This window comes from Rugosimonospora africana (genome assembly GCF_016862975.1).
In the GTDB taxonomy this organism is placed as follows: Bacteria; Actinomycetota; Actinomycetes; order Mycobacteriales; family Micromonosporaceae; genus Rugosimonospora; species Rugosimonospora africana.
Genome location: NZ_BONZ01000027.1, coordinates 166,016 through 187,744, shown reverse-complemented (window position 1 = coordinate 187,744; position 21,729 = coordinate 166,016). Strand labels below are relative to the sequence as shown.

The following is a 21,729-nucleotide window of genomic DNA, read 5'->3' as shown; positions in this document are numbered from 1 at the left end:
CACGGCACCACCCGTGGGGGAGGTGCCTACCGCATTCGGCATCTCGACCGCCCCGGACGGGGTTCCGGTCGCGCCGATGCTGTCCATGTTCGACCCGATGTTCATCGGGATCGACGAGTTCGGCCAGGCCGTCACCCTCGACCTGGTCTTCCACAACATCCTCGTGGGCGGCGAACCCGGCGGCGGAAAGTCGGGGCTGCTCAACACCATCACCGCCTACGCGGCCATGGCGGACAACACCCGCCTCGTCCTCTTTGACGGCAAGCTCGTCGAGCTGGGGCCGTGGATGGACATCGCTGACGAGTTCGTCGGCCCCGACCTGGAACACGCCCTGTCGGTACTGCGCCGGCTCCAGGTCGTCATCAACAACCGGTACGCCTGGCTACGCGCCCAACGCCGGCGCAAGCTGGACCGCCAGGACCGCATGTCGGTCATCCTCGTCGTCCTCGACGAGCTGGCGCTGTACTCCGCCACCTACGGCACCAAGGACCAGCGCGAGGAGTTCGACCGGCTGCTACGTGATGTGGTAGCCCGTGGCCGCGCTTGCGGCGTTCCGGTCGTTGCCGCGACTCAGCGGCCGTCGGTCGACATCATCCCGACCAGCCTGCGGGATCTGTTCGGCTACCGGGCGGCGTTTCGCTGCACCACGATCAACTCATCTGACATCGTGCTCGGCCGCGACTGGGCATCCCAGGGCTACTCGGCCAGCGACATCGACCCAGAAAACCGGGGCATGGCGTACCTGTTGGCCGAGACCGGTGTCCCGCGACGGATCAAAGCCGCGTACCTCAACGACGCGGAGATCTACCAGATCGCGGACTACATGGCCTGGATCCGCCGCACCAACACCACCGCTCTGAGCGGCACAGCGGCCTAACCACACCTCACCACGGCAAGAACCCGGGGCCGGCCCATGGCCTGGCAGCTAACAGCCGACCCCGAACCCATCCACCACCCACGAAAGGACGTGGACAAGTGCACCGTACCCAAAAACCGGTTGGCCTGGCTATTGCCGAGCCGACACCCGCTGACATCCTGCGCCGCGCAGCCCGTCTCCTTGGCCTGTATGGCCGGACCTGGGGCCGTGAGACCGCGCAGCAGGATGGATCTATCCCGGCGGCCGCCGTTGTTGACGGCCTCCGAGCTGCGACCGTCGCACTGACCGAACCGCACTCCACCGTCGCTGTCGCCTACGACCGGGTGGTCCGCCAGCTCGCGAACACGATGTGGCGGTCGGGCCTGATCGCCGAGTGCGACTACTACGGAAGCTGGTGCCTGACCAGCAACCAAATCCTCATCAACTGGCTCACCCGCTCCATCCACAGCGTGGACCAGGTCGTCGACCTGTTCACCGCTGCCGCTGCTGAGGCCGACAACGCTGGCGGTGTCCGATGACGGACACCCTTGCAACCCCAGTCGAACCCATCCAGCCGACCCCGGCTGACACCCTCCGGCACGCCGCCCTCTATCTGCGGCGGCACGGCTGGACCCAGGGCGTCTACTACGCCCGACGCAACGTCAATGAGGTGACCGGAGAAGCCTCTCCGAACCCCACCCCATCGGTCTGCGCCCTCGGCGCTATCGCCATGGCCACCTACGGCCGGCCCGTCGATTACCCGTTCAACCCCGGCCACATCGACGCGGACGTGTTCCGCTACACCTCTGAAGTCCTTCGAGACCACCTCGAACTGCACGTGTTCGGCCCGCCGGAGCACTGGTGGGAGGACCGAGCCACTGTCGAGGACTGGAACGACCACCACGCCGTCTCCATCGACGAGATCATCGAGACCCTTGAAGCCGCCGCCCACGAGTGGGACTCCTTCAACGGTATCCCGACCGCCCCCGACACCGCGACCGAGCACACCTCGGGCGGTGCCGAATGAGCAAGAACACTGCCAACCCCAGGTTGACACCTGACCCGCGACGCAGGGTCGTGGAAAACGACGAGTTCGCCGCGTTCGCAAGGCGCATCGTCCTGGCCTACGGCCGGCGCGTCGCCGCCGGCGACATCGAAGCCCTCGCCGACCTCATCCGGCTCGGCGACGCCGTCGAAACCGCCACCCGAGAGGCCGTAATGGGCCTGCGGAAAAAGTGGGGCTACTCCTGGACCGAAATCGCTACCCGGCTGCGCATCAGCCGGCAGGGCGCACAACAGCGCTGGGGCGGTGACGACCAATGACTTTCCCCGATCCCGTTGACGTAGACCGAATTGTTTGGGCAGTCAACACCCTGAGCCGTCGTCGGGTCGACGCCGTGCTCGACGACATCCGGAAAACGTCTGGACACAACGCAGCGCGTCAGGCGCTGGCTGAGGCCACCGTCATCATCATCGGTCGTCCGAACGACTACCGGCCCCGACACCGTCGCTCGAGCAGCCGCACCATCAATCGTGCGGGGGTCACATCATGACCGCCGCCATCCATAACCCCGAGCTGGACAAGCTTATCGCCCGGGGCCTTTACCTGGAGTTCTACGACCCCAACGGGATCCGCTACGGCTTCCCGACCTTTCCCTACCGGTGCGCACCGGACGGGTATGCCACCCGCCGCCAGTTGCGCGCTGCTGGTCTACGCCCGGGTGGGCAACCCGTGGTCGCGCAAATCCTCTGGCGTCACCGCAAAAGCCAGCGGGTCGCCTACCTCTACCCCACCGCGGGCGCCAAACCCAAGCGCACCGCTACCCCCGCCCAACGGGCCGCCATCGAGCGGGCGTTGTTGGCGCGTCGTACCTGCCCGACCTGCCAGCAGGTCAAGGACTACTTCATTCCCCGCCGCTACGGCGAATGCCTCGACTGCATCGGAGGAAACCGATGACCACCAACACCACCAAGGCCGCCCCGAAGACCCGGGCCAGGAAGCCCCGCACCACCGCTACCGCGCCGGTCGTGGTGAGTTTTTCGAACAGTCTGCTGGCCTACCTCGACATCGCGTTGACCGGCCCGCTCGGCCCCGGCGGTGTTGCCCACCGCATCACGCGGTACCTCGTCACCGAGGAAAACAGCCACGGCGCGTACGTCAAGACAAGCGTGATCGGCGCCGCGTGCCAGCCGATCATTGACCGACCGGTCATCGGTACGGACGACGACACCGAGACCGCACCGGTCACCATCTGCCGAGCTGTCAGCGCCGCACTGGCGCAATCCCTCGGCGTCACCCGCTGCACCGACACCGCCTGCTACCCCGTCCAGGCCGACGAGCTGCCCGGCGGTGCCCGATGACCACACGCTACGGCTTCGGCCCCTCCAAGCTCCGTGGTCTTCTCCCGGCAGAAACATCGGCCAGCACATCCGGCGAAGCTGTCTGCCTGCTTACTGTGAAGAACGCAGGATTTCTCGTCATCGGTGAGAACGGTGACACGTGCTACTGCTGCCGTTCCCGCGAATTCCTCAACGTTCGCACCCGTGACGGTGCCCCGATAACCGTTCCTTGCCCGGTCTGCCAGACCGACCAATGGCGGCAACGGCTTGATGCCACGCGGTCGACCAATCGTTGGGCCGCTGCATCGGACCTGGAATACCCCACCATGACGGTGGCGGTACCGGGCCACAACCTGACGCTGATGACGGTCGGCGGTGACTGCCGCGTATGCCGGGCCACCGGCACCGTTCATCTCTGGTTGTCCTGGGACGGCGAGGGCTGCCCCTGGACCGAACGCTTCCCCTGCCCGGCCTGCTGGCCGAACAAGTGGGAAACCGACTGGGCCGAATGGTCCCTCGCCTTGGAGGCGTGGCTGTGATCCTTCCCCGGCTGGCCGGCTGCCCGTACTGCATAGACGGATACCAGCCGGCCGGGGTCGATCTCTACCTCGGCCCCGTCTACATGGCCTGCCAAATCTGCATCGACAACGACGCCATCGACGTGTGCGCGGACTGCGGCTGCGACTCCCTGTTCCCCGCCTTCACCTCCGCGCACCGTCTCGCCGAACACCTCGCCCGATACGGGCTCGCCCCGGTGCTGTGCCTGGGCTGCTTCGGCATCACCGACTTCCGCGCCATCGAAGACCACTCGGGAGGCACCCGATGAACCTGCAACTAGCCCGGGTCCTACCGACCCGGCTACGCCACCAATCCCGCGTCCTGGAAATCCAGTGCCCCGTGTGTGGGCAGTGGCGCAAACCGCGTCACATCCGCATCCCGGCCATGGTCTGCCGGAACTGCGAAACCACCGACAACTTCCAAACCTGGATGGCCTCGCCCCGACGCCAGCTCGTCACCGGAGGCACCCGATGAAGAAGCCCACCACCGGAGAGCCGCGACTGGCCTCCGTCGTGTCCTGGGCGGTCCTGGCCGCCTCCTTCGGCCTGTCCGCCTCAACCTGGATCGCGCTGGCCGTCATGGCCGGCTTCACCACCACACTCCACATCGGCATCCGGGACCTGGCCCTCACCGCGCATCTGGCCTGGCTCTTGCCCGTCGCGGTTGACGGGTACGTCGTGACGGCCCTGGTGCTCTGGATGGCACCGGTACCCGCCACCGTCGCCGAGTTCGCCAAGAAGAACACCTACGCCGCCGCCGGCCTCGGCGTCGTCGTGCAATCCCTCTACCACGCGCTGCACATCGGATCGCAGCCACACAGCCACCTCTGGCAAGCAGTGCTCGCCGCCGTGGTTGGCGCGTTTCCTCCCGCCGTGGCCGGCCTCGCCGTCCACATGCGCGCACTCATCCGCCGCGAAAGCCAGCACACCGCGCCGGCCCACACCAGCGGCACACCGGCACTGGTCGATACCGCAGAGGGTGACTCTGCGTCGACAAACACCAGCTGGCAAACCTCAACCCACAGTGACCCCATCCCGGTCACACCGGTACCCGTCAACCCGGCCGAACCCATCGCGGTGCCGGCCCACCTACTGCCCACGGCCCGGTTCGTGGTCACCAACTACGAATCCAGCACCGGACAGACCATCACCCCTGAAGAACTGTCCGTGCGGATGTCCATCGACCAGGACACCGCCGCGCGCATCCTCGCCACCGTCGACCCCACCCGCCACACACCGGCAACCCGGGTCAACGGCACCCACCCGCACGTCGCCGCGATCGGCGGCGCGCAGTGACTATCTACGCCGTGGCCGTGCATCACCTGATGCACACCTGCCCGGCCGACCCGACACCACACCCCGTGTCGACCACCCGAACCGTGGTCAACGTGGTACCGGGTCGTCCCTGCCAAACACCGGTCACCATCCGGTGCGGCCACACCACCGCCGTCATTCCCTGCGGGCGGCACGAACCCCCCGACCGGCAATGCGGCGCCTGCCGCACCGCCGTGACCACCACGCAGATCACCACCACGGACCTTGACCAGTACGCCCGAAACCGGGCTGGCCGTGGAGCATCCGCGTGACCGCACCACTCTCGACGCTCAGGATCACGCCCCGGGGCACCACCGCCCGGGGCGCGGTCTCGAACGCCGAGCCCACCGGCCTGCAACCCCCCGGCATCGCCGCCAGCCAGGCCCTACAACGGGCGAGTCAGCCAGGTTACTTCCAGTGGCTTGACCATGTCCGGGCCGCGTCCGGGTGCACCCGGCCGATCCGGCTGGTCGGCGACATCTACACCGCCCGCCGCACCGGCCCCGGCACCGCCGAAATCCTCGACATCCGGCACACCGACCAGTTGCCCGACACCACCATCTACAAGGCGTGCGGGAACCGCCGAGCCTCGGTATGCCCCGCCTGCGCCCGCACGTACCAGAACGACGCCTACCAGATCCTGCGGGCGTTCCTCATCGGCGGCAAAGGCGTCCCGGACACCGTCGCCCAACACCCGGCCGTGTTCGCCACCTTCACCGCCCCAGGCTTCGGTCTCGTTCACACCCGCAAGGTCAAGCAGCACACGTGCACCAACCGCAAACGCTGCGACTGCCGAGCCGAACCCTGCCGCGCACGCACCCACGGCGACACCGGCCTATGCCCGCACGGAAACCCCACCGTCTGCTTCACCCGCCACGACCGCGCAGACAAGACACTGGGCAAGCCGTTCTGCCTGGACTGCTACGACCACCCACACCAGGTCGTGTGGAACCTGTTCTCCACCCAACTGTGGCACCGCACCAAAGAGGCGATCGAACGCTACCTCCAGCAGCTCGCCAAACGACGCGGCATCCCCCGCGTCCAGGTCCTCACCTCCACCGGCAAGGTGCGCTCGGTTCCCCCGGTGCGGGTCGCGCACGGCAAAGCCGCCGAATTCCAGACACGCGGCGTCGTCCACTTCCACGCCCTCCTGCGCATCGACGGCGTCGACCCCACCGACTCAGCCGCGGCCGTCCCCCCACCGGCCGGATTCAGCTCCCTGGACCTGGAAGACGCCATCTACCACGCCGTCACCCACATCGACCTGACCACCCCGACCCACCCCGACCAGCCCGAAGGCTGGTACATCCAATGGGGCGACCCGGACAAGGGCATCGACGTCAAACACATCACCCTGGGCGGCACTCTCGACGTCACCGACGGCATGGCCGCCGGCTACCTCGCCAAGTACTCCACCAAATCCACCGAGGCCACCGGACACCGCTCCACCCGACTGACCGCCGAAACCATCAACGAGCGCGCCGACCCCGACGGCGACCACAACGCCCGCCTCATCGACGCGTGCTGGCAACTCGGTCGTCTCACCGACACCCCCGTACCCGTACCCCTGCGGCAGCGGCCCACCCCGCCACGTCGCGCGACCGCCCTCGAAGCGCCCTGGACGTGCCCGAACTGCGGCCGGCATACCCGCCTGCGGGTCTGCCCGACCTGCGAGCCCACACCGCAACCCAAGCTTGACACCAAACCGGCCAACGACGGCGACCCCAACCCCTACCTCCGACTACGCCGTTGGGCGCACATGCTCGGCTTTGGCGGCCACTTCCTCACCAAAGCCCGACGCGGCTGCCCCACCTTCACCCTGCTCCGCACCAACCGCGTCACCCACCGACGCCAACACGACGACGACCAGGCCCCCGGGCTCATCCGCACCGCCGACCACACCGACGAAGAAACCATCCTCATCGTCGGCATCTTCGACTTCGCCGGCGTCGGCTGGCACAACACCGGAGACGCACTCCTCGCCAACACCTCCGCCGCCATGGCGCGCGCCCGACACGACGCCGCCCGCGAAGAACTCACCCACGAAATCGGCTCCACCCCCGCCATCTCATCGCATGCTGCTTGACCAAGGAGGAGAGGCTCGATGAGCGAGCCAATTACTCAACTCGATTCCACACCACCCGACCTGGAAGCCCTGTGGACTGTTACTGATGTGGCCCGATATCTGCGCGTACCCGTCGAGACACTGCGGTACTGGCGCAAATGCCGAACCGGTCCTCCAGCTGTTCGGCTCGGCAAGCACCTTCGTTATGACCCCGCCGCCGTACGCGCCTGGTTCGCCAACCAGGCCGCCGCCTGACTCAGAGAGGAATCCCATGGCCCACATCGAAGACCGCTGGTACCGAACCGTCATCATCGACGACAAGGCGACTCAGGTGCCTAAGCCTGGCTGTGGCAAGGGCATGCGCTACCGGGTGCGCTACCTCGGACCGGAGGGCAAGGAGAAGTCTGAGTCGTTCCCTGACCGGCATAAGCGTCAAGCGCAAGCCTTTCTCAACAGCGTTCAGGCCGACCTGCTCAAGGGAACCTATATCGACCCGGACGCTGGCCGGCTCACCCTCAAGTCCTACGCCGACGAGTACTTCGCCGCCGCTACGTGTGACGAGTCCACCCGCGAACGCCTGGAGCGACAGTTCCGACTGCACGTCTTCCCCACCCTCGGTGGCCTGGCCCTGGCCGCGATTCAACCGGCCACCGGTCGTGCCTGGCAGCACCGCCTACAGGAGTCGGGACTGGCGGCCAGTTACCGCCGCAACCTCTTCAACGACCTGTCCATGGTTCTCAACGCCGCCGTTGATGACCGGAAGATCCTGAGCAACCCACTGGCTGTCAAGACCGTCAAGGCGCCCCGTTATGTCCCGGCCAAGGTCGTCCCTTGGTCGAGCAAACAGCGAACCGCGTTTCGGGCCGCCATTACCCCCCGGTATCGGGTCGCAGTTGACCTAGGTGCCGGCTGCGGCCTGCGGCAAGGTGAGATCTTCGCGGTCAGCCCGAACGACATCGACACCGACCGGCAAATCTTGCATGTGGTTCGGCAGATCAAAATCGTCCGAGGTCGAATGATCTTCGCTCCACCCAAAGGGGGCAAGCTCCGTGAGGTTCCCCTACCGGACTCCGTGAGCACTCGACTCGTCGAGCACGCCAAACAGTACGCACCGGTCCTGGTGACCCTGCCGTGGGCCACTCTCGATGGCGAACCGGTCACGGTGCCGCTCTACCTGTCCACCGGGCACGGTGATCCGGTCGGTCGCAGCGGCTTCAACACCAAGGTTTGGAAGCCCGCGATCCGGGCCGCCGGGATTTCGGATACCAGGCAGAACGGCATGCACGTGCTTCGACACACCTACGCCTCGGTCCTGCTGGATGCCGGAGAGAGCATCAAGGCCCTCTCGCTCTATCTCGGTCACGCCGACCCCGGCTTCACCCTCCGGGTCTACACGCATCTGATGCCGACCAGCGAGGACCGTACCCGTCGCGCCATCGATCGGGCGTTTGACGGCCCAACCAAGGCGGCACGGCCTGTACACGGCCTGGAAGCGTGATCAAAAAGCGTTCTGCCTGGTCAACGGCTCTCTCCGCGCTACTTGGCGTTGAAGTAGTTGGCCTCCGGGTGGTGTACCACCAGAGCGTCCGTCGACTGCTCCGGCTCCAGCTGGTACTCCTCCGACAGCTGTACCCCGATCCGGTCCGCACCCAGGATGTCCACCAGCTTCGCCCGGTCCTCCAGATCCGGGCAGGCCGCGTACCCGAACGCGTACCGGCAGCCCCGGTATCCCGTGCGCAGCAAGCCGTCCAGGTCCGCCGGGTCCTCGTCCACCAGCGCCCGGCCGTCCGGCAGCGTCAGCTCCGAGCGGATCCGTCGGTGCCAGTACTCCGCCAGCGCCTCGGTCAGCTGCACCGACAGGCCATGCACCTCCAGGTAGTCCCGGTACGCGTTGCCGGCGAACAGCTTCGCCGTGAACTCGCTGACCGGCTGCCCCACCGTCACCAACTGGAACGCCACCACATCCAGCCCGGCCGGGTCACCGGCGGCAGACCCGGAACGCGAGGAGACCGGCCGGGAACGGAAGAAGTCCGCCAGGCACAGCCGCCGCTCCTGGCGCTGGCGCGGGAACGTGAACCTGGCCCGTTCGGCGCGCCCGTTCTCGTCCAGTACGACCAGCGTGTTGCCCTCGGAGTAGGCCGGGAAGTACCCGTACACCACCGCGGCCTCCAGCAGTTGGTCCGCCGCCAGCCGGTCCAGCCAGTACCGGAGCCGTGGCCGCCCCTCCGTCTCCACCAGCTCCTCATAGGACGGTCCGGAACCGCCCCGCGAGCCGCGCAGCCCCCACTGCCCGAGGAACGTGGCTCGCTCGTCGAGCAACGCCGCGTACTCGGCCAACGGGATGCCCTTGACCACCCGGGTACCGAAGAACGGCGGCCGGGGAACGTCCACGTCGGCCGCGACGTCCGAGCGCACCGAGTCGTCGGCCAGGTCCGGCAGCGTCGCGTCGACCAGCGCGCGCTGCCGCTCCCGCCGTTGCCGGCGTGCCGCAAGGACCGCCTCCCGCTGCCCGTCGACCGCGACCGCGTCGCCCCGCTTGGTGGCCATGACCCGGTCCATGAGCGACAGCCCCTCGAACGCGTCCCGGGCGTAGTGGACCTGCCCCGGGTACATCGAGCGCAGGTCGTCCTCGACGTACGCCCGGGTCAGCGCCGCACCCCCGAGCAGCACCGGCCATCGCTGCGCCACGCCCCGGCTGCCCATCTCCTCGAGGTTTTCCCTCATCACGACCGTGCTCTTCACCAGCAGGCCGGACATGCCGATGGCGTCGGCGTCGTTGCGCTCGGCGGCGTCGAGGATCGCGGTCAGCGGCTGCTTGATGCCGATGTTCACGACGGTGTAGCCGTTGTTGGACAGGATGATGTCGACCAGGTTCTTGCCGATGTCGTGCACGTCGCCCTTGACCGTCGCCAGCACGATGGTGCCTTTGCCGGCCTCGTCGGTGGAGTCCAGGTGCGGTTCGAGGTACGCGACGGCTTTCTTCATCACCTCCGCGGACTGGAGGACGAAGGGCAACTGCATCTGACCCGAGCCGAACAGCTCGCCGACGGTCTTCATGCCCGCCAGCAGCGTGTCGTTGATGATCGCCAGAGCCGGACGGTCGACCAGCGCGGCGTCCAGGTCTGCCTCCAGGCCGTTCGGTTCGCCGTCGACGACGCGCCGTGCCAGCCGTTCGGCCAGCGGCAGCGCGGCCAGTTCCTCGGCCCGCGACGCGCGCGCCGAAGCGGCGTCGACGCCCTCGAACAGCTCGATGAACCGCTGCAGCGGGTCGTACCCCTCGCGGCGCCGGTCGTAGACCAGGTCCAGGGCCACCTCGCGCTGCTCGTCCGCGATGCGGGACATCGGCAGGATCTTCGAGGCGTGCACGATCGCGCTGGTCAGGCCGGCCTGCCGGCACTCGTGCAGGAACACGGAGTTGAGCACCTGGCGGGCGGCCGGATTGAGGCCGAACGACACGTTGGAGATGCCGAGGGTGAAATTCACCTGGGGGTACCGGCGGGAGATCTCCCGGATCGCCTCGATGGTCTCGATCGCGTCCCGCCGCGTCTCCTCCTGGCCCGTGCTGACCGGAAACGTCAGGCAGTCGACCAGGATGTCGGACAGTTTCATGCCCCACCGGCCGGTCAGGTCCTCGATCAGCCGGCTGGCGACCCGGACCTTCCACTCCGCGGTACGCGCCTGCCCCTCCTCGTCGATCGTCAGCGCGACGACCGCGGCGCCGTGCTCGCGCACGATCGGCATCACCCGCTGGTACCGGGAGCCCGGCCCGTCGCCGTCCTCGAAGTTGACCGAGTTGACGACGCACCGGCCGCCGAGCATGGACAGGCCGGCCTCGATCACCGCCGGCTCGGTGGAGTCCAGCATGATCGGCAGGGTGGATGCCGTGGCGAACCGGCCGGCGATCTCGCGCATGTCGGCGGTACCGTCCCGGCCGACGTAGTCGACGCACAGGTCGAGCAGGTGCGAACCGTCGCGCGCGGCGTCCCGGGCCAGTTCCACGCAGGACTGGAAGTCGCCGGCCAGCATCGCCTCCCGGAACGCCTTGGAACCGTTGGCGTTGGTCCGCTCGCCGATCATCAGCACGCTCGCGTCCTGGGCGAACGAGGTGTGGTGGTACAGGCTGGAGACTCCGGCCTCGGCCTGGGCCGCACGATCCGCCGGGGCGCGATCGGACAGGGCCTCATCGGGTACGGCGCCACCGGGCACGGCGCGATCGGCCGGCACGGCGTCCCTCACGCGCTCGGCCACCGCCCGGATGTGCGCCGGAGTGGTACCGCAGCAGCCGCCGACCAGCACGGCACCATACTCGGTGACGAACCGGTGCAGCGCCTCGGCCAGTTCGTCCGGGGTCAGGGGGTACACCGCGCCGTCCGCGGTCAGCTGGGGTAGGCCGGCGTTGGGCATCACCGACAGCGACACGCCGGAGTTGCGCGACAGGTACCGCAGGTGCTCGGTCATCTCGGCCGGACCGGTCGCGCAGTTGAGCCCGATCAGGTCCAGGCCGAGCGGTTCCAGGGCGGTCAGCGCCGCCCCGATCTCGCTGCCCAGCAGCATGGTGCCGGTGGTCTCGACGGTGACGTGGCCGATCAGCGGCACGGCACGGCCCTCGGCGGCCATCGCCCGGCGCGCGCCCAGCAGCGCGGCCTTGGCCTGGAGCAGGTCCTGACAGGTCTCCACGATGATCGCGTCGGCACCACCGGCGAGCAGGCCGGCGGCATTCTCCTGGTACGTGTCGCGCAGCACGGCGTACGGAACATGACCGAGTGTCGGCAGCTTCGTGCCGGGTCCGACCGAACCGAGTACGAAACGCGGCCGCTCCGGCGTGGACCATTCGTCCGCCGCCTGCCGGGCCAGGGCCGCACCGGCCTCGGAGAGTTCCCTGATGCGCTCCACGATGCCGTACTCGCCCAGATTTCCGAGATTGGCGCCGAACGTGTTGGTCTCTACGCAGTCCGCCCCGGCCTCCAGGTACGCGTGGTGGACGCCACGCACCACGTCCGGCCGGGTCAGGTTGAGCAGTTCGTTGCAACCCTCGTAGCCCGCGAAATCGTCAAGAGTGAGATCGGCGGCCTGGAGCATGGTGCCCATCGCGCCGTCGGCGACGAGCACCCTGCCCGCGAGCGCCGCGAGTAGGGAATCGGCCATCAATCCAGGGTAGTGGGTGGCCCCGGCCCGAGACGGTACAGGCGAACCCACGGGGCAGGTCGCGCCGCTGCTCGCGGCCTGCTCACAGCCCTGATCGCCGACCCACCGCGGCCGTGGTCACGGGTTCCGGTCACGGCGTGCCCACGCGTGCGGGCAGCGGCCCTGCGGGCGGAGCGGCGGCCGGCCCGGCGGCAAAACGACGGCAGTACGGCGGCGGCCGGGCGGCAATCCGGCGACCGTTCGGCGACGGTCCGGCGGACGCCGGGATCCTGGGCGCCGGACTTGCCGGCCAGTGGGGCAGGACACGCGGGGCCATCGGCGGACCGGCGCGGCCTTTACTGCCGACCATCCAGGTTGCCCGTAGGCTGGGAGGCGTGAACTACCGCTGTGAGCGACCCAGATGGGCCAGCATCGTCGGCCAGACCGGCGGCGGGCCCGGCGAGGAGCCGGAATGACCGAGTTCGACGGGTTGCCCGTCCTGCGAGACCCGGTGGCGATCGCCGCGTTCGAGGGCTGGAATGACGCAGCGGACTCCTCCACCGCGGCGGTCGAGCACCTGGAGCAGGTCTGGAAGGCGAAACCAGTGACCGCGCTGGACCCTGAGGAGTTCTACGACTTCCAGGTCAACCGGCCGATCGTGTCGCTCACCGACGGGGAGACCCGCAGCATCGAGTGGCCGACCACCCGATTCTCCGTGGCCAACCCGCCCGGGACGGAGCGGGACGTGCTGCTGATCCGCGGCATCGAACCGAGCATGCGCTGGCGCACCTTCTGCAACGAGATCCTCGAGTTGTGCCACAGCCTGGAGGTCAACCGGGTGGTGCTGCTCGGCGCGTTGCTGGCCGACGTGCCATACACCCGGCCGCTGCCGATCAGCGGCAGTGCCGCCAACCGTGAGATCGCCGAGCGGTTCAGCCTCACCCCCACCCGGTACGACGGACCCACCGGCATCGTCGGGGTCCTGCACGAGGCGTGCGTACGCGCCGAACTGGACGCCCTGTCCTTCTGGGTACATGTGCCGCATTACGCGAACAATCCCCCGTGCCCGAAGGCGACGCTCGCCCTGCTGCACCGGGTCGAGGATGTGCTCGACCTGCCGGTGCCGATGGCGGACCTGGCCGAGGAGTCGGCGGAGTGGGAGGAGCGCCTGCGCGCCGCTGCCGAGCAGGACGCGGAGTTGGCCGAGTACGTCCGCGAACTGGAGGAGCGGGTCGGCGACGAGGGGCTCCAGCCGCTGTCCGGTGACGAGATCGCTCAGGAGTTCGAGAAGTACCTGCGTCGCCGCGGCGGTTCATCGGGTCCGGCGGCCAGCGGAGGCTGGTAACCGGCTGGTCTGACTCGGCGCGGTCTGACTCCGCCAGAGGCGGCCAACGCTGGCCCACAGCCGCTCACCGGGCTCAACCGAAGCACCCCGGTCCAACCAACCCGGTCGTGGATGACCCGTGCCCGATTCCGGACGGCGTGTCGCACCTCATCGCCCCTATCCCGTCCTAGGAGGCTAGGTACACTCCCTCGATGGAGATCAATCCCGGTGCCGCCGAGCACCCCCACCGGCAGATCGCCGCACAGCTGCGGGCCCGGATCCGGCGCGGCGACTGGGCCGCCGGAGAGCGCCTGCCCTCCATCCCGGCCATCGCCCAGATGTACGGCGTGGCCAAGCAGACCGTGCAGCGCACCATCGACCAGCTGCGCATCGAGGGCCTGCTGATCACCAAGCCCGGCTCCGGCACCTACGTCCGCGGCACCCGGCGCCGGCTCAACCGGCTGTCCCGTGGCCGGTACGGCATCCAGCGCGGGTACCACGCCGACCTCGCCGCCCGGTACCGGCAGCAGCTCGTCGAGGTCGGCCGCTCCCCCGCGCCGGCCGAGATCGCCGACGCCTTCGGCGTGTCGGAGGGCACCGAGCTGGTGGCGCGTCGACACCTGGTACGCACGCAGGACGCCCCGGTCGAGACGGGCGCCTCCTGGCTGCTGCCCCGGGACACCGCGGGTACCGACCTGGAGCGGATGCAGGCGTTCGGCCGGCCGCTGTACCAGGAGGTCGAAGAGGTCACCGGCCGCCGGTACGCCACAGCGACCGACCAGGTCACCGCGCGCCTGCCCAGCCGCGAGGAGGCCGAGATCCTGCAGATCCGACCGGACACGCCGGTCCTGCACCTGCTGCACATCGCCTACGACCCGGAACACCGGCCGATCGAGGTGGCGGTCGCGACGTGGCCCGGACCGATGACCGCGCTCAGCGAGGAGTACCGGATCCCGGCCGCGCGGCCCGATGCCCTGGACGACGAGCCGGGCCTGACGCTGGGCTGAGGCTAGACCGGAACCGAGGCGGGACCGGAACCGAGGCCAGCCGACGCTGAGGCCAGACCGGGGCCGAGGCCACGCCGGCGCCGAGGTCCGGCCGAGGCTGGACGCCGAGACCCGACGCCGGGTGGGCGGCGAGAGGCCGCCCCACCCTGGCCGAGCGGAACAACCGCCCGTCAGAACGCCGAGTTGTCGCTGATCAGGAACGGCGAGTCGACCGGCGTACCCGCCACCGTGTAGCACGCGACCGTCTTCACCACGGTGTCCGCGCCACTGACCACCCACGGCTGAGTCAGCGCGCAGAACGTCGCCCGGCCGGCGAGCGCCGTGACCTGCACGTTGTCCGGCCGCTGCGCCAGGTACGGGAAGGTCACCAGCCACTGGCCGACGACCAGGGGCGTGACCGTGTTCGACGCGGTACCGGTGACCGAGTTGAAGTCCGTCGGCCCGGCGACCGGTCCGATGGACAGCAGGTTGCCGACGTAGCCGAAGTACTTCGGCGGGTACGCGCCGCCGTACAGCGACGCCTGGTACTGGTAGCTGAGCGTGAACTCGGTGTCGAGAGGTGAGCCTCCCCGGTCGATGCAGGACACCTTGACCTGCTGGTCGGAGGCGGTCGAGGCCCAGTTGGCGACCGCGCAGTAGGCGGGGACGCTGGCGTTGACGGCGGTGGCCTGAAGACTGCCGGCGCGAGGCGCGGGGGTGCCCAGCCCGGGCAGCTTGACCAGCCACGCCCCGGTCGCGGTGTGCGACACGCCGTTGGCCAGGCCCGAGGAGTTGTACTGGCTGTTGATCAGGCCGGAGGCCTGCGCGTCGACGTACCCGTACCGGTTGGGCACCGGCCCGGGCGACGGCGGGAGCGGGCCGGTGGAACTGGTGAACAGAACGCTGAAGCCGGAGGCATCGGGCGTTCCACCCGCCTTGTAGCAGGCGACGTACACGATCTCGTCGGCACCGGACGTGGTCCACTTTTCCGCCTGGCACCAGTGCGGGGTGTCGTTGACCGCGGTCACGTGGACCACGCCGCCCCGTGCCGCCTGGCCCGGGAAGCGCACGGCATAGTGCCCGGGCGCGACGGCGGCGACCGAGGTACCGGCCGGCCAGACGTCGGGCAGCGTCACGCTGACCGGCGTGAACAACGCGAATCCGAGGGTGTCGGGCACCGCCGCGTGCGCGGCCGGCGCCGCGACGACAACGGGCGCGGCCACGACAGCGGCGCAGACGGCGGAGACGGAGACGGCGGAGACGACGCGGGCGATGACAGCGCGGACGACGACAGCGCGGACGACGACAGCGCGGCCCGCGGTGAGACCGGCGAGCAGGCGCGATGTCCAGCGCCTTGGACGTTCATCGGGCATGGTGCCCTCCGGGTTGAGTCGGGACAGTAATCGAAGCATGTATATATATCGCTTCGATCGCTGTCGGCATCCGGTCTCAACCCGGGAACCGACCACCGACGGCTGGCGAGCACCGACCAACGAGGGCCCGTCAACAGGCGCCGGCCAACGAACGCCGGCCAACCAGGGCCGGCCAACGGGTGCCGCCGGCGACCCCGCCCGGGGTCAGACCTGCGGCTCTCCCACCAGCGGTACCCCCAGCAGAGCGTCGACCGTCGCGGCCACCAGCGCCGGCGCTTCCGGATCGTCACCGCCGCCGGCCAGCGTGGCATCGGCCCAGGCGTCCACGACAGCCAGCGCGCCCGGCGCGTCGAGGTCGTCGGCCAACCGCTCCCGTACCCCCGCGAGCACGTCGGCTCCCGACGGGCCGGACGGTGCGGCGGCGGCCTCCCGCCACCGGGCCAGCCGCTGTTCGGACACCTTGAGCAGGTCGTCGGTCCACTGCCGGTCGGCGCGGTAGTGGTCGGCGAGTAGAGCGAGCCGGACAGCCATCGGGTCCACGTGGTCGGCCCGCAGCCGCGAGACGAAGACCAGGTTTCCCTTGCTCTTGCTCATCTTCTCGCCGTCCAGCCCGATCATGCCGGCGTGCGCGTAGTGGCTGGCGAAGGGCGCGTGGCCGCTCATCGTCTCGGCGTGCGCCGCGGACATCTCGTGGTGCGGGAAGAGCAGGTCGTTGCCGCCGCCCTGGACGTCGAGCCGGTCGCCGATGAGGTTCAGCGCGATCACCGCGCACTCGATGTGCCAGCCCGGCCGGCCGGGACCCAGCGGCCCGCCGTCCCAGGACGGCTCTCCCTCCCGGGCGCCGCGCCACAGCAGCGGGTCGAGCCGGTCGCGCTTGCCGGCCCGGTCGGGGTCACCGCCCCGCTCCGCGAACAGCGTCAGCATCTCGTCCCGGGACAGGTTCGACTCGTACCCGAACCGGGGCGAGTGGGTCAGGTCGAAATACACGTCGCCGGTACCGTCGTCGAGCCGGTACGCCACGCCCTCGTCGGCCAGTTCGTTGATCCGGGCCACGATGGCCGGGATGGACTCGACCGCGCCCACGTAGTGCGCCGGCGGGATGATCCGCAGCGCCTCCATGTCCTCGCGGAACAGCGCGGTCTCCCGCATCGCCAGGACGACCCAGTCCTCGTGGTCCCGCGCGGCGCGCTCCAGGAGCGGATCGTCGACATCGGTGACGTTCTGGACGTAGGTGACCGGATGTCCGGCGTCCCGCCACATCCGGTTGATCACGTCGAACGTGATCATGGTGGCGGCGTGGCCGAGGTGGGTGGCGTCGTACGGGGTGATCCCGCACACGTACAGCCGGGCCGGCCCGGTCGGCTCGGTGGGGTGCACCCCACGACGGGCCGAATCGAATAACGAAAGCGGCCGCCCCACTCCGGGCAGCCGCGGTACCTCGGGCGCGATCCAGGACTCCATGCCCACCAGCCTACGATCTTCCATTTCGCCTGCTACGGGGAGCCGGCCAGCACGGCCCTCTCACCGGCCCGTTCGAGAGGCGGCTCACACCGGAAGCGGCCCACACCGGAGCCGGCTCACACCGGAAGCGGCCCACACCGGAGCCGGCTCACACCGGCGGCCACGGTACCCGCCGGCCAGGCTCTACACCGGCGGCCACGGTACGGCCGGCCAGTCCTCGCTCGGCGCCGGGAAACGGCCGGACGTCAGCAGGGCGTCGATGCGCGCCCCGACCTGGTCGACCTCGGTCACCGTCAGGTGCTCGGCCAAGGCGTTGCCCAGCGCGCCGAGCAGTTCCGCGCGCAGCTTGCTCAGCACCTCCACCGTGTCGTTCGGCAGCGGCTCGTCGATCCAGCCCCACAGGATCGTCCGCAGCTTGGGCTCCACATTGAAGCAGACCCCGTGGTCGACTCCGCGCACCCCTCCGTCCACTGTGGACAGAATGTGGCCGCCCTTGCGGTCGGCGTTGTTCACCACCGCGTCGAACACCGCCAACCGGGACAGGCGCGGATCGTCGGCGTGAGCCAGCACGTACGGCGTGCCGTCCTCGTCGTGCGCCCGCATGATGCGGTGCCACCCGCTCGGCAGTTCGTCGGGGGGTACGAAGCCGAGCAGCGGCTCACCGTCGGTCGGCTCGTCGATCCAGAGCTGGCACGCGCCGGGGCCTAGTGGTCCCCGCTCCCGCAGCACGGTCGGCGGTACGCAACTCCATCCGGTCGCCTGCGCCACCAGGTACGCGCTGACCTCGCGCCCGGCGAGGGTACCGTCCGGGAAGTCCCAGAGCGGACGCTCGCCGCGTATCGGCTTGTAGACGCACCGGGCGGAGACGCCGTCCAACTCGAGAATCGCCCGCAGTGTCGTGTTGGACGCCTCGGCCAGCCGACCCTCGATCTCCATCCGGCCGTTGCGTAGCAGATCCAGCGCGTCGGACTCCGACAGCGCAGTCATCGCCGGACCATCTAGCGGTGGTAGCCGTTGTTGCGCGGGCAGAGGTGCCCGTTCGGGTCGAGCGGCTGGCCGCACAGCGGGCACGGTGGCCGGCCGGCGGAGATCACGCGTCGGGCCCGATCGATGAACTCGCGGGCCGCGGCCGGCGTGAGCCGCACCCGCAGCCGATCGAGATCGGAGGACTCCTCCTCGGCTTCCTCCTCGTCCTCGTCGTTCTCGCCGGCCGCGATCGCCTCGATCACCACGGTGCTGCTGTCGACGTCGAAAGCCAGCCCGAGGGTACCGACCCGGAACTCCTCGTCGACCGGGTTGTCCAGCGGCTCGTTGTCCAGCGGCCCGACCTCAGTCTCGGGCAGGATCACGCCGAACCTGCGGTGGGCCTCCCCCAGCAGTTCGTCGAGCTTCTCGGCGAGCAGCGACACCTGGACCTTCTCGAGCCCCACGCTCACGAGCCGCCCGTCGCCCCGGGCCTGGAGGTAGAACGTCCGCTCGCCCGGCGGGCCCACGGTCCCCGCCACGAACCGCTCCGGCGGCTCGAACGCATACACCTGACGGGTCATACCTGCGACCCTATCCGGTCGCTACCGGCGCTGCCGAGCGGAGGCGTGCCGCTCACCCACCGGCGGGCCCGGCTCCCCCACCGACCACGGCGTCTGAGCTGGTCGCCCGGCGGGGACGGCGACGCTTGGGCGGGCGCAACCCGGACAGGTCGCCACCGGTGTCGTTCGCCCTGAGCAGAAAGGGGCGCAGAGGGGTGTACCGGAGGACGGTCACCGAGGCCGGATCGACCGAGATCCGCTGGAAAAGATCCAGGTGCATGCCCAGCGCGTCGGCGACTATTGCCTTGATCACATCGCCGTGGCTGCATGCGAGCCACACCGCGTCCGGTCCGCGTTCCGCCGTCACCCTTGTGTCCCAGTCCCGGATCGAGGCCACCGCCCGGGCGGACATGGCGGCCATCGACTCCCCGTTCGGGAAGGTGGCCGCGCTCGGGTGCGCCTGTACCGTACGCCACAGTGGCTGCTTGGCCAGAGTCTTGAGCTGCTGGCCCTCCCAGTCGCCGTACCGGCACTCGACCAGCCGCTCGTCGACGGCCGGCTCGACGCCCGGCAGGGCCAGTTCCAGGGTCTGCCGGCACCGGATCAGCGGGCTGGTGACCACGGCGGCCAACGGCAGGCCGGCCGCGGCCAGCCGCTGGCTCACCGCCAGGGCCTGTGCCCGGCCGGCCTCGTCCAACTCGGTCGGCTGGTGGCCGGCGAGCACGCCCCCGGCGTTGGAGGAGGTCCGGCCGTGCCGGAGCAAGATGACGGTCGCCACCGGGCAAGATTACGTGGCCGAGTCGACTTTCCACCGCACCGAGGCCGGCCCGCGGCTTGCGGTCGGTCAGGTGGCGGCCAGGACGCCGGTGCCGAGCGCCACGACCAGCGCCGCGCCCAGCAGGACCCGGTACCAGACGAACGCGACCAGCGAGTGCTTGCCGACGAAGCGCAGCAACCAGGCGATCGACGCGTACCCGACGATGAAGCTCACGATCGTGCCCACGGCCAGCGCCGGTACCCCGACCGAGGGGCCGGTCAGCGCGTCCTTGAGTTCGAAGACCCCGCCGCCGAGCAGCGCCGGGATGCCCAGGAAGAAGGACAGCCGGGTGGCCGTCACCCGGTCCAGGTCGCGCAGCAACCCGAACGAGATCGTGGCACCGGAGCGGGACACGCCCGGAAACAGCGCGGCGCTCTGCGCGATACCGATGATCAACGCGTCGCTGAACTTCGTCGACCGCTCGCCCCGGGTCTGCCGGCCGGCCCGCTCGGCGTACACCATCACCGCGCTCCACAGGATCAGCGCCAAGGCGACCACCCAGAGATTGCGCAGCGGACCGGTGATGGCGTCCTGGGCGACCAGACCGACGATCGCGATGGGCAGCGAGCCGACGATCACGTACCAGCCGAACCGGTAGTCGAAGCCGCGGTGGCGCTTGGAGAACAGGCCGAGGACGAAGCCCTTGACGATGCGGACGATGTCCTTGAAGAAGTAGATGATCGCCGCCACGATCGCGCCGACCTGGATCACCGCCGTGTAGCCGGTGACGGAGGCGTCATCGACCGGCAGGCTCAGCAGCTTCTCGGCGACCGTCAGGTGCCCGGTCGAGGAGACCGGAAGGAACTCGGTGAGCCCCTCCACCACGCCCAGCACGACGGATTTCCACAGCTCCACTAGTCTCCTACTCCCGATGCGTCGAATGCCTCGGCGATCTGCCGCAGGGTCTGCACCCCGGACTCGCGGTCGGCGACGAACAGCGACACGGACAGCGTGGTGACCCCAGAGGCGGCGAAATCACGCATCCGCTCGGCGACCCGGTCGACCGGTCCGAGCAGACTGGTCCGGTCGATGAACTCCAGCGGAACCGCGGCCGCGGCGTCCCGGTGCCGCTTGGCCAGGTAGAGGTCCTGCACCTCGCGCGCCGCGTCAGCGAAGCCCATCCGGCCGGCCAGCTGGTTGTAGAAGTTCTGCTTCCGGCTGCCCATGCCGCCCACGTACAGGGCCGCGTACCAGCGGACCAGCTCGGCGCAGGACGCCACGTCGTCGCCGATCACCACGGGTACCGTCGGGACCACGTCGAAGCCGTCCATCGTCGTGCCGGCCTTCGCCCGACCGGCGCCGACCGACGCCAGGTGCTCGGCGGCGAACTCCGGGGAGTAGAACACAGCCAGCCAGCCGTCGGCGATCTCGCCGGCCAGCTCCAGGTTCTTCGGACCGACCGCGGCCAGGTAGGTGGGGATCCGGTCGCGGAGCGGGTGGAAGCCCAACCGCAACGCCTTGCCCGGGCCGTCGGGCAGCGGGAGCTGGTAGAACTCACCGTCGTAGGAGACGTCGGTACGGGAGATCGCCATCCGCACGATGTCGACGTACTCGCGGGTGCGGGCGAGCGGGCGGCCGAACCGTACACCGTGCCAGCCTTCGGACACCTGCGGCCCGGACACGCCGAGGCCGAGCCGGAACCGGCCGCCGGACAGGGTGTCGATCGTGGCGGCGGTCATCGCGGTCATCGCCGGGGTGCGGGCCGGGATCTGCATCACCGCGGCGCCCACGTCGATCCGCTCGGTCTGGCCGGCGATCCAGGCGAGCATGCTCACCGAGTCCGAGCCGTACGCCTCGGCAGCCCACACGCAGGAGAAGCCCAGCCGGTCGGCCTCCTGGGCCAACGCGAGGTGATCGGCCGGCGTGGTCCACGCCGTCTGGTACCCGAGGCTCAGTGAGAGCCGCATGACTACCTCCCTCTCTCCCCCCGCTCCGACTCCGCCCCGCCGTCCGACGGGCCCACCGTTCGACGGGCCTGCCATCCGA

The 21,729-nt window shown here is 69.5% G+C and carries 23 protein-coding genes; 15 read left to right on the top strand and 8 right to left on the bottom strand.

Features of this window, described 5'->3' with window-relative positions:
- Nucleotides 1-76: 76 nt before the first annotated feature.
- From Raf01_RS14405 to Raf01_RS14350, 13 genes are all read left to right on the top strand, one after another.
- Nucleotides 77-877 carry an FtsK/SpoIIIE domain-containing protein gene (locus tag Raf01_RS14405; protein ID WP_203918465.1) on the top strand — a complete coding sequence of 267 codons (801 nt, stop codon included), beginning with the start codon at nt 77-79 and terminating at the stop codon, nt 875-877.
- Between the two features lie 98 nt (nt 878-975).
- A complete protein-coding gene (locus Raf01_RS14400) occupies nt 976-1,395 on the top strand; it encodes a DUF6197 family protein (RefSeq protein ID WP_203918345.1) in 420 nt (139 codons plus the stop codon).
- On the top strand, nt 1,392-1,883 hold the full coding sequence (locus tag Raf01_RS14395; RefSeq protein ID WP_203918344.1) for a DUF6197 family protein: 492 nt from the start codon (nt 1,392-1,394) through the stop codon (nt 1,881-1,883). Before Raf01_RS14400 ends, Raf01_RS14395 begins: the two co-directional genes overlap by 4 nt.
- Nucleotides 1,880-2,179 carry a hypothetical protein gene (locus Raf01_RS14390; protein ID WP_203918343.1) on the top strand — a complete coding sequence of 100 codons (300 nt, stop codon included), beginning with the start codon at nt 1,880-1,882 and terminating at the stop codon, nt 2,177-2,179. Before Raf01_RS14395 ends, Raf01_RS14390 begins: the two co-directional genes overlap by 4 nt.
- 226 nt (nt 2,180-2,405) lie before the next feature.
- Entirely contained in the window at nt 2,406-2,813 is a 408-nt protein-coding gene (locus Raf01_RS14385; RefSeq protein WP_203918342.1) for an RRQRL motif-containing zinc-binding protein, read from the top strand.
- On the top strand, nt 2,810-3,217 hold the full coding sequence (locus tag Raf01_RS14380) for a hypothetical protein (RefSeq protein WP_203918341.1): 408 nt from the start codon (nt 2,810-2,812) through the stop codon (nt 3,215-3,217). Before Raf01_RS14385 ends, Raf01_RS14380 begins: the two co-directional genes overlap by 4 nt.
- Complete coding sequence (locus tag Raf01_RS14375; protein WP_203918340.1) at nt 3,214-3,735, top strand: hypothetical protein; 522 nt, start codon at nt 3,214-3,216, stop codon at nt 3,733-3,735. Before Raf01_RS14380 ends, Raf01_RS14375 begins: the two co-directional genes overlap by 4 nt.
- Nucleotides 3,726-4,022 (top strand): hypothetical protein, encoded by a 297-nt coding sequence (locus Raf01_RS14370; protein ID WP_203918339.1) that lies wholly within the window; start codon nt 3,726-3,728, stop codon nt 4,020-4,022. Before Raf01_RS14375 ends, Raf01_RS14370 begins: the two co-directional genes overlap by 10 nt.
- Nucleotides 4,023-4,224: 202 nt before the next feature.
- A complete protein-coding gene (locus Raf01_RS14365) occupies nt 4,225-5,049 on the top strand; it encodes a hypothetical protein (RefSeq protein ID WP_203918338.1) in 825 nt (274 codons plus the stop codon).
- Nucleotides 5,046-5,339, top strand: coding sequence for a hypothetical protein (locus Raf01_RS49540; protein ID WP_239133604.1), 294 nt, complete (start codon nt 5,046-5,048; stop codon nt 5,337-5,339). Before Raf01_RS14365 ends, Raf01_RS49540 begins: the two co-directional genes overlap by 4 nt.
- Nucleotides 5,336-7,153, top strand: a complete 1,818-nt coding sequence (locus tag Raf01_RS14360) for a replication initiator (protein ID WP_203918337.1) — start codon at nt 5,336-5,338, stop codon at nt 7,151-7,153. Before Raf01_RS49540 ends, Raf01_RS14360 begins: the two co-directional genes overlap by 4 nt.
- Nucleotides 7,154-7,171: 18 nt before the next feature.
- Nucleotides 7,172-7,387 carry a helix-turn-helix domain-containing protein gene (locus Raf01_RS14355; protein ID WP_203918336.1) on the top strand — a complete coding sequence of 72 codons (216 nt, stop codon included), beginning with the start codon at nt 7,172-7,174 and terminating at the stop codon, nt 7,385-7,387.
- 16 nt (nt 7,388-7,403) lie between these two features.
- Nucleotides 7,404-8,630: a tyrosine-type recombinase/integrase gene (locus tag Raf01_RS14350; protein ID WP_203918335.1), complete on the top strand. Its 1,227-nt coding sequence runs from the start codon at nt 7,404-7,406 to the stop codon at nt 8,628-8,630.
- Nucleotides 8,631-8,668: 38 nt separating this feature from the next.
- On the opposite strand, the gene metH is transcribed toward Raf01_RS14350, so the two are convergent.
- Entirely contained in the window at nt 8,669-12,277 is a 3,609-nt protein-coding gene (metH, locus tag Raf01_RS14345) for a methionine synthase (protein ID WP_203918334.1), read from the bottom strand.
- A gap of 451 nt (nt 12,278-12,728) precedes the next feature.
- On the opposite strand from metH, the gene Raf01_RS14340 reads away from it, so the two are divergent.
- Both Raf01_RS14340 and Raf01_RS14335 read left to right on the top strand, forming a co-directional pair.
- Nucleotides 12,729-13,601: a PAC2 family protein gene (locus Raf01_RS14340; protein ID WP_203918333.1), complete on the top strand. Its 873-nt coding sequence runs from the start codon at nt 12,729-12,731 to the stop codon at nt 13,599-13,601.
- 191 nt (nt 13,602-13,792) lie between these two features.
- Nucleotides 13,793-14,587 (top strand): GntR family transcriptional regulator, encoded by a 795-nt coding sequence (locus Raf01_RS14335; RefSeq protein WP_203918332.1) that lies wholly within the window; start codon nt 13,793-13,795, stop codon nt 14,585-14,587.
- A gap of 170 nt (nt 14,588-14,757) precedes the next feature.
- On the opposite strand, the gene Raf01_RS14330 is transcribed toward Raf01_RS14335, so the two are convergent.
- The 7 genes from Raf01_RS14330 to Raf01_RS14300 form a co-directional block, all read right to left on the bottom strand.
- Nucleotides 14,758-15,939, bottom strand: coding sequence for a hypothetical protein (locus tag Raf01_RS14330; RefSeq protein WP_203918331.1), 1,182 nt, complete (start codon nt 15,937-15,939; stop codon nt 14,758-14,760).
- A gap of 204 nt (nt 15,940-16,143) precedes the next feature.
- Nucleotides 16,144-17,400 (bottom strand): cysteine--1-D-myo-inosityl 2-amino-2-deoxy-alpha-D-glucopyranoside ligase, encoded by a 1,257-nt coding sequence (mshC, locus tag Raf01_RS14325; protein ID WP_203918464.1) that lies wholly within the window; start codon nt 17,398-17,400, stop codon nt 16,144-16,146.
- Between the two features lie 183 nt (nt 17,401-17,583).
- The gene (locus Raf01_RS14320) at nt 17,584-18,387 is read right to left on the bottom strand and encodes an SCO1664 family protein (protein WP_203918330.1); all 804 of its coding nucleotides are present in this window, start codon (nt 18,385-18,387) and stop codon (nt 17,584-17,586) included.
- A gap of 11 nt (nt 18,388-18,398) precedes the next feature.
- Nucleotides 18,399-18,947, bottom strand: coding sequence for a DUF3090 domain-containing protein (locus tag Raf01_RS14315; RefSeq protein WP_203918329.1), 549 nt, complete (start codon nt 18,945-18,947; stop codon nt 18,399-18,401).
- Nucleotides 18,948-18,999: 52 nt separating this feature from the next.
- Nucleotides 19,000-19,704: an MSMEG_4193 family putative phosphomutase gene (locus Raf01_RS14310; RefSeq protein WP_203918328.1), complete on the bottom strand. Its 705-nt coding sequence runs from the start codon at nt 19,702-19,704 to the stop codon at nt 19,000-19,002.
- A 66-nt stretch (nt 19,705-19,770) separates the two neighbouring features.
- Nucleotides 19,771-20,598 carry an undecaprenyl-diphosphate phosphatase gene (locus Raf01_RS14305; protein ID WP_203918327.1) on the bottom strand — a complete coding sequence of 276 codons (828 nt, stop codon included), beginning with the start codon at nt 20,596-20,598 and terminating at the stop codon, nt 19,771-19,773.
- Nucleotides 20,598-21,650, bottom strand: coding sequence for an LLM class F420-dependent oxidoreductase (locus Raf01_RS14300; protein WP_203918326.1), 1,053 nt, complete (start codon nt 21,648-21,650; stop codon nt 20,598-20,600). Before Raf01_RS14300 ends, Raf01_RS14305 begins: the two co-directional genes overlap by 1 nt.
- Nucleotides 21,651-21,729: the final 79 nt, after the last annotated feature.

Excerpts from the sequence above, each read along its gene's own strand:
- Raf01_RS14405 (WP_203918465.1), top strand. The coding sequence starts at position 77 with ATGCTGTCCATGTTCGACCCGATGTTCATCGGGATCGACGAGTTCGGC.
- Raf01_RS14395 (WP_203918344.1), top strand. The coding sequence starts at position 1,392 with ATGACGGACACCCTTGCAACCCCAGTCGAACCCATCCAGCCGACCCCG.
- Raf01_RS14390 (WP_203918343.1), top strand. The coding sequence starts at position 1,880 with ATGAGCAAGAACACTGCCAACCCCAGGTTGACACCTGACCCGCGACGC.
- Raf01_RS14385 (WP_203918342.1), top strand. The coding sequence starts at position 2,406 with ATGACCGCCGCCATCCATAACCCCGAGCTGGACAAGCTTATCGCCCGG.
- Raf01_RS14380 (WP_203918341.1), top strand. The coding sequence starts at position 2,810 with ATGACCACCAACACCACCAAGGCCGCCCCGAAGACCCGGGCCAGGAAG.
- Raf01_RS14375 (WP_203918340.1), top strand. The coding sequence starts at position 3,214 with ATGACCACACGCTACGGCTTCGGCCCCTCCAAGCTCCGTGGTCTTCTC.
- Raf01_RS14365 (WP_203918338.1), top strand. The coding sequence starts at position 4,225 with ATGAAGAAGCCCACCACCGGAGAGCCGCGACTGGCCTCCGTCGTGTCC.
- Raf01_RS14355 (WP_203918336.1), top strand. The coding sequence starts at position 7,172 with ATGAGCGAGCCAATTACTCAACTCGATTCCACACCACCCGACCTGGAA.
- Raf01_RS14350 (WP_203918335.1), top strand. The coding sequence starts at position 7,404 with ATGGCCCACATCGAAGACCGCTGGTACCGAACCGTCATCATCGACGAC.
- metH (WP_203918334.1), bottom strand. The coding sequence starts at position 12,277 with ATGGCCGATTCCCTACTCGCGGCGCTCGCGGGCAGGGTGCTCGTCGCC.
- Raf01_RS14340 (WP_203918333.1), top strand. The coding sequence starts at position 12,729 with ATGACCGAGTTCGACGGGTTGCCCGTCCTGCGAGACCCGGTGGCGATC.
- Raf01_RS14335 (WP_203918332.1), top strand. The coding sequence starts at position 13,793 with ATGGAGATCAATCCCGGTGCCGCCGAGCACCCCCACCGGCAGATCGCC.
- Raf01_RS14330 (WP_203918331.1), bottom strand. The coding sequence starts at position 15,939 with ATGCCCGATGAACGTCCAAGGCGCTGGACATCGCGCCTGCTCGCCGGT.
- mshC (WP_203918464.1), bottom strand. The coding sequence starts at position 17,400 with ATGGAGTCCTGGATCGCGCCCGAGGTACCGCGGCTGCCCGGAGTGGGG.
- Raf01_RS14320 (WP_203918330.1), bottom strand. The coding sequence starts at position 18,387 with ATGACTGCGCTGTCGGAGTCCGACGCGCTGGATCTGCTACGCAACGGC.
- Raf01_RS14315 (WP_203918329.1), bottom strand. The coding sequence starts at position 18,947 with ATGACCCGTCAGGTGTATGCGTTCGAGCCGCCGGAGCGGTTCGTGGCG.
- Raf01_RS14300 (WP_203918326.1), bottom strand. The coding sequence starts at position 21,650 with ATGCGGCTCTCACTGAGCCTCGGGTACCAGACGGCGTGGACCACGCCG.